Source organism: Thioalkalivibrio sp. ALR17-21, from assembly GCF_000420185.1.
In the GTDB taxonomy this organism is placed as follows: Bacteria; Pseudomonadota; Gammaproteobacteria; order Ectothiorhodospirales; family Ectothiorhodospiraceae; genus Thioalkalivibrio; species Thioalkalivibrio halophilus.
The window spans coordinates 35,214-47,937 of record NZ_ATUL01000024.1 but is presented as its reverse complement, the minus strand read 5'-3'; the positions used below and the strand labels follow the sequence as shown (position 1 = coordinate 47,937).

The window sequence follows — 12,724 nt, the reverse complement described above, 5'->3', positions numbered from 1 at the left end:
GCCGGATCGGCCAGCGCCGGATCGGCCAGAGGGCTGGCCTCCTACCGGGGTTGGTCGGGCGGTGCCGGATCGGCCGGAATCGGATCGGCCAGAGGGCTGGCCTCCTACGACGGTGGGAGGCCGGCCCTCCGGCCGATTGTGCGTCCGGGTTGTCTCCTGCGCCGGATCGGCCAGGGGCTGGCCTCCTGCGGATACGGGATGGGTCGCGGGGTTAATCGGGGGCATGGCCGGGTTCTCCCTGGCGATAAGGCGAATGCTCGTGCAGGCGCTCGCAGTGGCTGCGCATCATGTCCGCCTCGCGTTCGCAGAAATCGCGCACCGGCGCCTCGAAGCCGGAGGTCAGGATTGCGTGGATCGACCAGGTGGGCGTGGGCAGGAAGCCGCGCGGGATCTTGTGCTCGCCCTGGGCGCCGGGCTCGAAGCGCGCGAGGCCCTCGCGGATGCAGAACTCGATGCCCTGGTAGTAGCAGGTCTCGAAGTGCAGGGCGTCCAGCTCCTCGGTGGCGCCCCAGAAGCGCCCGTACAGGGTGTCGTGGCTGCGGTAGCACAGCGCGGCGGCGATGGTCTCGCCGTCGCCGTCTTCACCATTGCCGGCACCCGGGCGCCGCGCCTCGAACAGCACCACCTGATCGCCCAGCGCGGCGGCCGTCTCCACGAAGAACGCCTCGGTGAGGGTGGGGATGCCCATGTGCTTCTCGAAGGTGTCGACGTAGAAGCGATGGAAGCGCGCCCAGTCCTCCGGCGAGCCGGTGGCCCCGGTGACAGTACGGAAGGTGATGCCGGCTTCCGCCACGCGGCGGCGTTCGCGCTTGATGTTCTTGCGTTTTTTCGACGACAGCGCGGAGAGAAAGGCATCGAAATCCGCATAGCCCCCGTCCGCGGCGTTGGTCCAGTGGTACTGGCAGCCCATGCGCTCGGGCAGCCCCAGCGGGGCCAGCGCCTCGCGGTCGGCGGACTCGGGGAACAGCACGTGAACCCCGGAGGCCTCCAGTTCGCGCCCGCGGGTCACCAGCGCACGCAGCAGCTGGCGGCGCAGGCGGTCCGCGTCGGGGGCTTCGGGGTGCACCAGCAGACGGGGACCGGTGGCCGGGGTGTAGGGCACCGCGACCACCAGCTTGGGGTAATACTGCAGGCCCTGGCGCTGCCAGGCCCCTTCCCAGGCGAAGTCGAAGACGAACTCGCCGTAGTTGTTGGTCTTGGCGTAGGCGGGGGCGGCGGCCACCAGCGCGTCGTCGTGGAAGATCAGCACGTGCTGGGGGAACCAGCCGAACTGACGCCCCAGACACTCGTGCCGTTCCAGCCCCTCGAGGAACGCATGGCGCAGAAACGGCTCGCGCCCGCCGGTGAGGGCATCCCACGCGGCGGGGTCGAGTTCGCCCAGCCCGTCGCGCAGTTCGATGCGCTCGTTCACCCCGGCGGGCGGGGCGTCTTCACCGGTCGCCGCGCGGGCTTCCGTGCCCGGGGTCCCGGAATCGCCGCCGGACGAGTGCTCCTCGCTCACCGCCGTGTCCGCGTCACAGCTGCTCGTCGAGGTATTTCTCGGCGTCCAGGGCGGCCATGCAGCCGGTGCCGGCGGAGGTCACCGCCTGGCGGTAGATGTGGTCCATCACGTCGCCCGCGGCAAACACGCCCGGCACGCTGGTGGCGGTGGCGCCGCCGTCCTGGCCGCCCTTCACCTTGATGTAGCCGTTCTCCATGTCCAGCTGGCCCTGGAAGATGTCGGTGTTGGGCTTGTGGCCGATGGCGATGAACACGCCCATCAGCTCGACGTCCTTCGTCTCGCCGGTCTGCGCGTGCTTGATGCGCATGCCGGTCACGCCGGTCTGGTCGCCCAGGATCTCGTCGAGGTTGTGGTTCCACTCGATGTTCACGTTGCCGTTCTTTTCCTTCTCGAACAGCTTGTCCTGCAGGATCTTCTCCGCGCGCAGCGAATCGCGCCGGTGGACCAGGGTCACCTCGGAGGCGATGTTGGACAGGTACAGCGCCTCTTCCACGGCGGTGTTGCCGCCGCCGATCACCGCCACCTTCTGGTTGCGGTAGAAGAAGCCGTCGCAGGTCGCGCAGGCGGACACGCCCTTGCCGGCGAAGGTCGTCTCCGACTCCAGCCCCAGGTACTGCGCCGAGGCGCCGGTGGAGATGATCAGCGCATCCGCGGTGTAGGTCGCCTGGTCACCGGTCAGGCGGAACGGGCGCTGGTTCACGTCCACGGTATGGATGTGATCGTTGATCACCGTGGTGTCGAAACGCTCGGCGTGCTTCTTCATGCGCTCCATCAGCTCGGGGCCCTGCACGCCGTCGGGGTCGCCCGGCCAGTTGTCCACGTCGGTGGTGGTCATGAGCTGGCCGCCCTGTTCCAGCCCGGTCACCACGACCGGATTGAGGTTGGCGCGCGCGGCGTACACCGCGGCGGTCCAGCCGGCCGGGCCGGAGCCCAGGATCAGCAGCGGGCAATGGCGTTCGCCGCCATCGGACTTCTTCGAGTCATCGGTGCCGGTGGAAACCTGTACCGCACCGGTGGCGGCCGCGATGCCCGCGGGCTGCTTCTCGTCGCTCATGTACTCTCTCCTTGAAGTCGGGAAACGTTCGTATGGGCGGGATTATTGGGGCGCGGGGCGGGCTTGTCCAACATCCTCACCGCCGAAGTCGGGGCGGCCTCGCGATAAGCGAATTTCATGAACGCCTTCGCAACCCGAACCGGGGCCGGGGCATCACTACATGGAGCGGGCGGTGGACAACTCGGGGAGTGTCCACAGCCGCGACAGGACGCGAAATCCCCTGTCTTGTCCACAGGTTGTTCAGCCGTTGTTCCTGGATAGAGTACTATATGTTGTGGCTGGCAAGAGCCGCATCCCCGATCTATAGTATCCAGCGTCATCGCCACCGATGACACCCGAATTTCCCGGAACGACCGTAGAGCGCGAGGCCTGCCCCCATGTACAGCGACACCCAGACTGCCGAATCCGTACAGGACACCACCTATCCGCCGCAGTCCGAGCCCTCGGCGGAAATGATGGCCACCACCCCCGGTCAGCACCAGGTGATCCGCCGTAACGGCAAGGTCACCAGCTTCGACCCGGCCAAGATCGAGGTCGCCATCACCAAGGCCTTCCTCGCGGTGGAGGGCGGCAACGCCGCGGCCAGCCGGCGCATCCACGACATCGTCAAGGATCTCAGCGCCCAGGTCTGCGACAACCTGTTCCGCCGCGCCGGCACTCAGGGCACCACCGTCCACATTGAGGACATCCAGGACCAGGTGGAACTGGTGATGATGCGCGGCGGCCACCACAAGGTCGCGCGGGCCTACGTGCTGTATCGCGAACAGCAGGCGCAGAAGCGCGCCGCCGAGGCCGCCGAACACGGCCCCGCGGAAGCCGCCGAGGAGCCCACCCTGCACGTGACCCGTGCCGACGGCACTCGCGCGCCGCTGGACGAGGCGCGCCTGCAGGCCGTGGTCGCCGAGGCCTGCGAGGGCATCGAGCACGTGGAAGGCGAGCGCATCCTCAAGGAAGCGCGCCGCAACCTGTTCGACGGCGTGGCCGAGAAGGACGTGGGCACCGCGCTGGTGATGGCCGCGCGCGTGATGATCGAACAGGAGCCGAACTACTCCGAGGTCACCGCCCGGCTGCTGATGGACAACCTGCGGCGCGAGGCCCTGAGCTTCGTCTCCGGGCGCCGCGAGGAGGCTACCCACGCCGAACTCGCCCAGCGCTATCCGGAATACTTCGGCGCCTACATCCGCCGCGCCGCCGAGCTCGAGCTGGTGGACGACGAACTGACCCGCTACGACCTCGACAAGCTGGGCGCCGCGCTCAAGCCCGAGCGCGACCTGCAGTTCACCTATCTCGGCCTGCAGACCCTGTACGACCGCTACTTCATCCACAGCGACGAGGTGCGCTTCGAACTGCCGCAGGCGTTCTTCATGCGCGTGGCCATGGGTCTGGCGATCAACGAGATCGATCGCGAGGCGCGCGCCATCGAGTTCTACGAGCTGCTGTCCAGCTTCGACTTCATGAGCTCCACGCCGACCCTGTTCAACTCCGGCACCCTGCGTCCGCAGCTCTCCAGCTGCTATCTGACCAGCGTGCCGGACGACCTCGACGGCATCTACGGCGCGATCAAGGACAACGCCCTGCTGTCCAAGTTTGCCGGCGGGCTGGGCAACGACTGGACCCGCGTGCGCGGCATGGGCGCCCACATCAAGGGCACCAACGGCAAGTCGCAGGGCGTGGTCCCGTTCCTCAAGGTGGCCAACGACACCGCCGTTGCGGTGAACCAGGGCGGCAAGCGCAAGGGCGCGGTGTGCGCCTACCTCGAGACCTGGCACATGGATATCGAGGAGTTCATCGAGCTGCGCAAGAACACCGGCGACGACCGCCGCCGCACCCACGACATGAACAGCGCCAACTGGATCCCCGACCTGTTCATGAAGCGCGTGGCCGAGGACGGCCAGTGGACCCTGTTCTCGCCCAACGAGACCCCCGACCTGCATGATCTGGTCGGCGAGGAATTCGAGAAGCGCTACTGCGAGTACGAAGAGAAGGCCGCGCGCGGCGAGATCAAGGTGTACAAGACCCTCAACGCGGTCGACCTGTGGCGCAAGATGCTCGGCATGCTGTTCGAGACCGGCCATCCGTGGATGACCTTCAAGGACCCGTGCAACCTGCGCAGCCCGCAGCAGCACGCCGGCGTGGTCCACAGCTCCAACCTGTGCACCGAGATCACCCTGAACACCTCGGATGACGAGATCGCGGTGTGCAACCTGGGCTCGATCAACCTGGCCGCGCACGTGGACGAGAACGGCGAGTTCGATCACGCCAAGCTCGAGAAGACCGTGAACACGGCCATGCGCATGCTCGACAACGTGATCGACTACAACTACTACTCCGTGCCCCAGGCGCGGCGCGCCAACCTGCGCCATCGCCCGGTCGGGCTCGGGATCATGGGCTTCCAGGATGCCCTGTACAAGCTGCGCCTGCCGTACGCCTCCGAGGAGGCCGTGGAGTTCGCCGACGTGTCCATGGAGGCCATCTCCTGGCACGCCATCAAGGCCTCCACCGATCTGGCCGAAGAACGCGGCCGCTACGAGAGCTTCCCCGGCAGCCTGTGGAGTCAGGGCATCCTGCCGATCGACTCGATCGACAAGCTGGCCGAGTCGCGCGGTGACTACCTGCAGATGGACCGCACCCAGCGCATGGACTGGGACAGCCTGCGCGAGCGCGTGAAGACCACGGGCATGCGCAACTCCAACACCATGGCCATCGCGCCCACCGCGACCATCTCCAACATCTGCGGGGTCAGCCAGTCGATCGAGCCGACCTACCAGAACCTGTTCGTCAAATCGAACCTGTCGGGCGAGTTCACCGTCATCAACCCCTACCTGGTCCACGATCTGAAGGACCGCGGCCTGTGGGACGAGGTGATGGTCAACGACCTCAAGTACTACGACGGCTCGCTGCAGCCCCTGGACCGCGTGCCCGAGGACCTCAAGGCGCTGTACGCCACCGCCTTCGAGCTGGATACCCGCTGGCTGGTCGAGGCCGCCTCGCGCCGGCAGAAGTGGATCGACCAGGCGCAGAGCCTGAACCTGTACATGGCCGAGCCTTCCGGGCCCAAGCTGGATGCCCTGTACAAGCTGGCCTGGGTGCGCGGTCTCAAGACCACCTACTACCTGCGCTCCATGGGTGCGACCCACGTGGAAAAGAGCACCGTGGCCGACAGCAGCCGGGCCAACAAGCTCAACGCCGTGAGCGGCGGCCCCGGCGACAGCACCGCGGGCTCCGACTCCGCGGCCGCCTGCTCCGTACTCGACCCCGACTGCGAGGCCTGCCAGTAAGGCAGGCCCCCGACCTCAACCGAACACCGAACACGTAACACCGAATCGACAAGGAGAACGCACATGCTGTCCTGGGACGATCCGATCGCCGCGATCAAAGGCGAAAACCAGCAGGAACCCAAGGTCCGTCCGGGCATGGGCTTCCAGGAAAACGAAGACCTGATGACCACCGCCGGCGCCGCCCCCAGCGTCTCGCCCGAGCCCGAGAACGCCGGCGACCCCGCGCCCGATTACAACGAAGAAGCCCTGACCGGCACCGGCCTCGAGGACATCGAGCGCGGCGCCGAGCGCATCCGCGTGGACGACAAGAAGATCATCAACTGCAACGCCGACCTCAACCAGCTGGTGCCGTTCAAGTACCAGTGGGCGTGGCAGAAGTACCTGGACGGCTGCGCGAACCACTGGATGCCGCAGGAAGTCAACATGAACGCGGACATCGCCCTGTGGAAGGACCCGAATGGATTAACTGAGGACGAGCGCACCATCGTCAAGCGCAACCTCGGCTTCTTCTCCACCGCCGACTCGCTGGTGGCCAACAACCTCGTACTGGCCGTGTACCGCCACATCACCAACCCCGAGTGCCGCCAGTACCTGCTGCGCCAGGCCTTCGAGGAGGCGCTGCACACCCACGCCTACCAGTACTGCGTGGAAAGCCTGGGCCTGGATGAAGGCGAGATCTTCAACATGTACCGCGAGGTCCCCTCGGTGGCCACCAAGGCGGAGTGGGCCCTGCCGTTCACCAAGCACCTGGCCGATCCGAACTTCCGCACCGGCACGCCCGATGCGGACCAGAAGCTGCTGCGCGAACTGATCGCCTTCTACGTGATCTTCGAGGGCATCTTCTTCTACGTCGGCTTCGTGCAGATCCTCTCCATGGGCCGGCGCAACAAGATGACCGGCGTCGCCGAGCAGTTCCAGTACATACTGCGCGACGAATCCATGCACATGAACTTCGGCATCGACGTGATCAACCAGATCAAGGTCGAGAACCCGCACCTGTGGACCGAAGACTTCAAGAACGAGATGCGTGACATGATCGCCGAGGCGGTGGAACTGGAAGCCCAGTACGCCCGCGACACCATGCCCCGCGGCGTGCTCGGCATGAACGCCCCCATGTTCGAGGAATACCTGCACTTCATCGCCAACCGCCGCTGCGCCCAGATCGGCCTGGCCGAGCTGTACCCCGGCGCCGAAAACCCGTTCCCCTGGATGAGCGAAGTGCTCGACCTGAAGAAGGAGAAGAACTTCTTCGAGACCCGGGTAACGGAATACCAGACCGGGGGCGCGCTGAGCTGGGACTGACCCGGCGAGGCCGAGACCCAAAGACGCGGAGCCAGGGAAATGGCCATGCAGCAACAGAAGAGGGCGCCGCAAGTCGGCGCCCTTTTTTGTGGAGCTTTACGCCAGGCCCAGCGGGCTGCGTACCGCCAGTCCGCCCCGGTTCAGCACGTGCGTGTAAATCTGGGTCGTGGACACATCGCTGTGGCCCAGCAATTCCTGCACCGTGCGGATGTCGTAACCGCCCTCAAGCAGGTGTGTGGCAAAACTGTGGCGCAAGGTGTGGCAGCTCGCCTTCTTTGCGATACCCGCCCGTCGGGCCGCAGACGTCACCGCCTTTTGCACGGCCGTCTCGTGCAGGTGATGCCGACGCGTTGCACCGCTTCGCGGGTCCACGGAAAGCCGCCCGCTCGGAAACACGAACTGCCAGCGCCACTCCCGCGCTGCCGCGGGGTACTTGCGGGCCAGGGCGTCCGGAAGCTGGGCCTCCCCGAAACCGGCATCCAGGTCTCGTTGATGCAGTGCCCGGACCTCCTCGAGATGTGTGGCAAGCCGACCGGCCAGCGACTGCGGCAACGGGACGATGCGGTCCTTGTCCCCCTTGCCTCGCCGCACCACGATCAGCCCCTGATCGAATTCCACATCCTGAACGCGCAGACGAAGTGCCTCCATCAGCCGCATGCCCGAACCGTAGAGCAGGGAAGCGATGAGCCAGTGCATGCCATCGAGCTCCACCAGCAGACGGTTGACCTCGTCGCGCGAAAGAACCACCGGCAACCGTTTTGGCCGACGAGACCGCCTGAACGCCCCCAGATCACCCAGGGGTTTCTCCAGCACCTTCTCGTAAAGGAACACCAGCGCATTGAGCGCCTGGTTCTGGGTGCTGGCCGCGACATTCCGTTCCACTACCAAATGTTCCAGAAACGCGGCCACTTCCGCACCGCCAAGCTCATCCGGGGACCGCTCCTCGAAATGCCAAAGAAAGCGACAGACCCAGCCGAGATAGGCCTTCTCCGTGCGGAACGCCATACCCCGTGTGCGAATGGCCGAGGCCAGCCGTGCAAAGAGATCAAGGTGCTTGCGGATGAGCGGAGTAAAGCGCGTCTCGCCAACCCGTTGTGCGTAATCTTCCGGCGAAACCGGCGCAAACTCCCGTGCCGTCGTGGCATGTTGCGCCTCCAGCGTGCGCGCCGAATCCCGCCAGAACTCCCAGTCCGGCGGTGCCGTCCATTCTGGCTTCACGATGCTATACAGAATCCGTATAGCATCGACGGTCTGCCGGAATTGCCAGTCCTGAATCGACGAGTTCTTCCCTTCGCTGGTCAGATACTGAGCGATGTCCTCCGCCCCGAGTTCCGCCAGGCGACGACCGGGATACGCCGCGATAAACCGTTCCGCCCGGACCACGTACCAGCGTACCGCCTTTGTCTTAACCCCTTGAAAAATCGCCACATTCCGGTATCGCTCCCAGAAACGGCGTTCCCTTTCGGCACGACTTCCTGTCGCCATCAGCCGACCTCCTTGTTTATCCATGATTCGGTCATGGGTATGCTGCAGGAACAGCGGCGGCCAGAGCAAGGGACGGCGCTGCGAGAATCAGGTGCTATACAGATTCTGCATATCACCAATATGACAGATTCTGTCTAATCTACTGTTAGGCTCCATCAGTCACGGAGGGAGTGAATGGAAATCAAGTGTATTGCGGGTTTTGCGTCAATTACCAAAGATCCCGCGGCAAGTGCGTCCCTGTATCAGGATGCACTAGGTCTGCCGCTGGAGAAGATGGAAGATTATCGTTTTATGGATAAATTCCCCGGAGCGAATCATTTCGGGGTATGGCCCCTCTCTATGGCAGCCCAGTCTTGTTTTGGCCAAGAGGAATGGCCGGACCATGTTCCTGAGCCGACAGCTACAATTGAATTTGAGTTGGCGGATGCGGCTGCTGTGGAGGCGGCAGTACAAGAAATGAAGGAAAGGGGTCAGGAGTTCGTTCATGAAACCCGGACTGAACCCTGGGGGCAGACAGTCGCAAGGTTTATTAGCCCCGAGGGAGTGTTGGTTGGTCTGAGTTATGCGCCATGGCTTCATGAATAAGAGCCTAACCATAGCGTCAACGCGGACTGGCTTTTCCGCTGACGCTCCAAAGCCAGCCGGTTACGCTGGGCGTTATACACCAAGGAGTAATTCATGAATTACTGGCGTATGCAGCTCCATCCAGATGATGCGGCAAGTGCGGTTCGTCACACTATGCGATCACTCGGGCTGGGATACATTGGCCTTGATTTTGCCCAACCGCCAGGCGATCTTACCGACGTGCAAGCACAAGACATCCCGAAGAGCCAAAGGGACTATTGGGATTTTGCCCATGTGATGGAGGTGGGCGATTTTGTACTTATCGTCGCACATCACTACCCATGTGCGCTGGTTAAGGTTGTAGGACCCTACAACTACATTCGGGACCCGGAAGGGGAGCTTGGGGTTTGGTTCCGCCATTTCCGAAGGATAGAGCTAATAGCATATTATGCAGACTGTGTCACCAATCCAGCGCAATGGCAGCAGACAACTATGACAGACACCATCTCGATACTCAGAGATGAATCCAGTTTGTCTTATAGCCTTATAGCTTCATGGCGGTCGCAGGTTGGTGTATAACACGGCGCTCAAGTTCGTTCCGCGCTTCGCGCTCCACCGGACGCGCCTAACGCCGCGCCGCTTAGCTTAGACGTTCGGCGGACGAGACCGAAAAGCGACTTTCAATCAGAAGCACAAAAAAAGCAATGGAGTAAGAATGAGTTCTACGAGTCAGATCACACCTTCAAGTCCGCGCCTTGCATCCCTTCTGGCCGATGTCCAGAGAGGAAATATAAAGATACCGGTATTTCAAAGGCAGTTTATCTGGAATGATGAGCAAATCATTAGCCTGCTAGATTCAATCTACCGGGGCTATCCAGTTGGTTCTTTGTTGATTTGGTCTACTCACGAGGAATTGAATCATGAAAGAAATGTTGGGGGCTTTAAGCTTCCTGACACCCCAGAAGATTACCCGGTGAACTATGTCTTGGACGGTCAGCAGCGACTAACCACACTTTATGGGGTGTTTCATTCAGGTGATACCACCTCAGACGCAGAGCTCGCTGATCGGTTCAACATTTGCTATATCCCGGAAGAAGATTCATTTGTGCATCACCTCGCAGTCGAAGGGAAAGAGAAAATCCACCTTCATTCGATTTTAGATACAACAAAACTTCTAGCAGAGCTGCCGAGGTTTAATGATGAAGAGAAAAGCAGAATTGCTAAAGTCACTGAAGCATTCAAGGATTATGAGTTCCCTGTTGTAACGATACGCGATAGGAGTAATAAAGAGGTTTGCAGTATTTTTCAAAGGATCAACTCATCAGGCACACCGCTAAGTAACCTTGAGTTGCTGACGGCGTGGACATGGTCAGAAAACTTTGACCTACGAAAAGAGATTAGCGAGCTTCTTGACAAGTTGTCTGATAAAGGTTACGGCGAAATTGATCAGAATCTCCTTATGAGGATCCTAGCGTCGCTGACAAATAATACAATTAATGCCGACGATTTAGTGGAGGTAGATCCGGATTCTCTGACTTCGAACATGCAATCTTTGAGATCAGCCCTAATGGCTTCGGTGGATTTTCTAGAAGGGCAACTAAAAATTCGTAATCTAATATTCCTTCCCTTTCCAATAATGATAATTCCTATTGTGAATTTCTATGCCAAGATACCCAGACCTAATGCCAAGCAGCTAAAGCAGCTCAAGAAGTGGTTTTGGCAGTGCGCGCTCACGCTTAGATATAAGGCCGGAACTAATCGATTGGTGCTAGAAGATTTGCGAAGAATGGATAAGATAAAAAGCGGCGAGGCTCCTTTCGATAAAGCGATTACCATCCACTCGGGCTTGTTCGCAAGTACCTGGCGAATCAACTCTACAGCGGCAAAATGCGCATTATGCTTGATGGCGCAGTTACGGCCACGATCGTTTTTGACTGGATCAGAGGTTGATTTGGGTACGGTTCTATCGGCGTATAACGCTAGGGAGTTCCATCACATATATCCCAAGGCACACCTGAAGAGGAACGGCATAGGCTTCCACGAAGCAAATGTAATTGCCAATATATGTTTCCTCGCTGCAAGCGAGAACAAGGATATTGGAGATGATGATCCGAAGTCCTATTTTAAGCGTATTCCGGAGGCTCAAGCACAAAAGATATTTGAAGCGGCGGCAATCCCAGAGGATGCTCGTGGTGGCGATCTGCCGTTTGAGGAGTTTGTTCAAAAGCGTGAGGCCAAGTTAAATGAAATAGCAGAGAGGCTGGCCTGCGATGGTGAGTTGTAGGCGCCGAACAAAGTGTTCCATGTGACGCGCAGGTCATGCGCGCACATGAACACAGGCGTTATCTCGCATAGACCCTGCTGCCCGTCATATCCCGCGGATTTACAGGAGGTATGAACTACATGGACACCACCCGTCTGCCATTTCCCGAGGCCACCGATCACAGGCGGTACGACGCCGAGCTGGCCTCCTGCCTGGCCGACCACTCCACACTGGTCTACAAGGGCCACCGCGAGATCGCAACAACTCTCACCGCCGCCGGGTACGACCGGGTCGTCATCTTCCGCGACGGCGGCACCAACGCCTATCTGGCGCGCTTCGGTTCAACCCCGGAGGAGGGCGGCCGCCGCTGGGTGCTGGCGTGGCGGGGCACCGAGGCCGACTATCAGGACATCATCGCGGACATCAACTTTACTAAGCGGACCTCCGATTACCGCAACAAGTGGCGCGTTCACGGCGGCTTCCTCACCGCCATGCAGGCCGTCTGGGGCTCCTGGTGGAATCCGGAGCTGCCGGACGAGGCGGAGGACGCCAGGGTGACGCGCGTCGGCTCGGAGGGGGTCACGGAGATCATCGCGCGCGAGGTCGGCGAACAGGACCGACTCGTGGTTACCGGCCACAGTCTCGGCGGCGCGTTGGCCCAGCTCGCCGCTTTCTACCTCCACCGCGACCTGTTCGGCGAGGGCGGCCAACCCGCGGCCGTCTACACCTTCGGCTCTCCCAGAGTGTTCGGCATCGAGCAGGCCAGGCACCTGGAGGGCGCGTCGCCTTATCCCCATTTCCGGATCGTCAACGGCGCCGACCTGGTGCCCCGGGTGCCGCCGGTGGCGCTCGGGTTCCGACACACCGGCCGCAACGTCTACATCGAGCGCAACGGCGATGTCCGCAAGGATCCGTCCTGGTGGCGCGTCTTCAAGGATGTCGGCTGGCGCCAGGCCGTGCTGGTCGGCCTCACGCTGCTGCTGGTCTGGGGCGGCCTCACCGGACTGGAGTCGCTCGGCATGGTGACCCTGCCATGGTACGCGAAGGGCATCGTCATGGCCGTGCTCGCCATCGCCGCGGTGCAACTGCTGCCGAAGCTGCTGCGCCTGTTCCCCGGCAAGATCCGCGCCCGCTGGCGCCTTGTCAGCGACCATTTCATGGAGGCGTATGCGCGTGGGGTGCGGGAGGGGCGGGTGATTGGGTAGTTCTATTGCGGGGACTCTTGAGCCCGGCTGTTCCTTCCGTCGGATACCTTGTTTGCCTTCAGGCAAGGTTGT

9 protein-coding genes are annotated in these 12,724 nt (G+C 62.0%); 6 read left to right on the top strand and 3 right to left on the bottom strand.

Going from position 1 to position 12,724, the window contains the following annotated elements:
* Positions 1–211: 211 nt before the first annotated feature.
* A complete protein-coding gene (locus tag G020_RS0111840; RefSeq protein WP_024329718.1) occupies positions 212–1,501 on the bottom strand; it encodes a GNAT family N-acetyltransferase in 1,290 nt (429 codons plus the stop codon).
* 13 nt (positions 1,502–1,514) lie between these two features.
* Complete coding sequence (trxB, locus tag G020_RS0111835; protein ID WP_024329717.1) at positions 1,515–2,555, bottom strand: thioredoxin-disulfide reductase; 1,041 nt, start codon at positions 2,553–2,555, stop codon at positions 1,515–1,517.
* A 377-nt stretch (positions 2,556–2,932) separates the two neighbouring features.
* Between trxB and G020_RS0111830 the strand changes: the two genes are divergently transcribed.
* Entirely contained in the window at positions 2,933–5,833 is a 2,901-nt protein-coding gene (locus tag G020_RS0111830) for a ribonucleoside-diphosphate reductase subunit alpha (RefSeq protein ID WP_024329716.1), read from the top strand.
* 63 nt (positions 5,834–5,896) lie between these two features.
* Positions 5,897–7,135 (top strand): ribonucleotide-diphosphate reductase subunit beta, encoded by a 1,239-nt coding sequence (locus tag G020_RS0111825; protein WP_018947842.1) that lies wholly within the window; start codon positions 5,897–5,899, stop codon positions 7,133–7,135.
* A 96-nt stretch (positions 7,136–7,231) separates the two neighbouring features.
* Here G020_RS0111825 and G020_RS0111820 read toward each other — a convergent pair whose 3' ends face one another.
* The gene (locus tag G020_RS0111820) at positions 7,232–8,518 is read right to left on the bottom strand and encodes an integron integrase (RefSeq protein ID WP_024329715.1); all 1,287 of its coding nucleotides are present in this window, start codon (positions 8,516–8,518) and stop codon (positions 7,232–7,234) included.
* A 276-nt stretch (positions 8,519–8,794) separates the two neighbouring features.
* On the opposite strand from G020_RS0111820, the gene G020_RS15080 reads away from it, so the two are divergent.
* From G020_RS15080 to G020_RS0111810, 4 genes are all read left to right on the top strand, one after another.
* Entirely contained in the window at positions 8,795–9,205 is a 411-nt protein-coding gene (locus G020_RS15080) for a VOC family protein (protein WP_081647426.1), read from the top strand.
* 93 nt (positions 9,206–9,298) lie between these two features.
* Positions 9,299–9,763, top strand: coding sequence for a hypothetical protein (locus tag G020_RS15075; protein WP_081647425.1), 465 nt, complete (start codon positions 9,299–9,301; stop codon positions 9,761–9,763).
* A 136-nt stretch (positions 9,764–9,899) separates the two neighbouring features.
* Positions 9,900–11,468 carry a DUF262 domain-containing protein gene (locus G020_RS15070; RefSeq protein ID WP_081647424.1) on the top strand — a complete coding sequence of 523 codons (1,569 nt, stop codon included), beginning with the start codon at positions 9,900–9,902 and terminating at the stop codon, positions 11,466–11,468.
* A gap of 110 nt (positions 11,469–11,578) precedes the next feature.
* Positions 11,579–12,652 carry a lipase family protein gene (locus G020_RS0111810; RefSeq protein WP_024329714.1) on the top strand — a complete coding sequence of 358 codons (1,074 nt, stop codon included), beginning with the start codon at positions 11,579–11,581 and terminating at the stop codon, positions 12,650–12,652.
* The last annotated feature ends 72 nt before the right edge of the window (positions 12,653–12,724 follow it).

Coding starts and splice junctions, on each gene's coding strand:
- trxB (WP_024329717.1), bottom strand. CDS start 2,555: ATGAGCGACGAGAAGCAGCCCGCGGGCATCGCGGCCGCCACCGGTGCG.
- G020_RS0111830 (WP_024329716.1), top strand. CDS start 2,933: ATGTACAGCGACACCCAGACTGCCGAATCCGTACAGGACACCACCTAT.
- G020_RS0111825 (WP_018947842.1), top strand. CDS start 5,897: ATGCTGTCCTGGGACGATCCGATCGCCGCGATCAAAGGCGAAAACCAG.
- G020_RS15080 (WP_081647426.1), top strand. CDS start 8,795: ATGGAAATCAAGTGTATTGCGGGTTTTGCGTCAATTACCAAAGATCCC.
- G020_RS15075 (WP_081647425.1), top strand. CDS start 9,299: ATGAATTACTGGCGTATGCAGCTCCATCCAGATGATGCGGCAAGTGCG.
- G020_RS15070 (WP_081647424.1), top strand. CDS start 9,900: ATGAGTTCTACGAGTCAGATCACACCTTCAAGTCCGCGCCTTGCATCC.
- G020_RS0111810 (WP_024329714.1), top strand. CDS start 11,579: ATGAACTACATGGACACCACCCGTCTGCCATTTCCCGAGGCCACCGAT.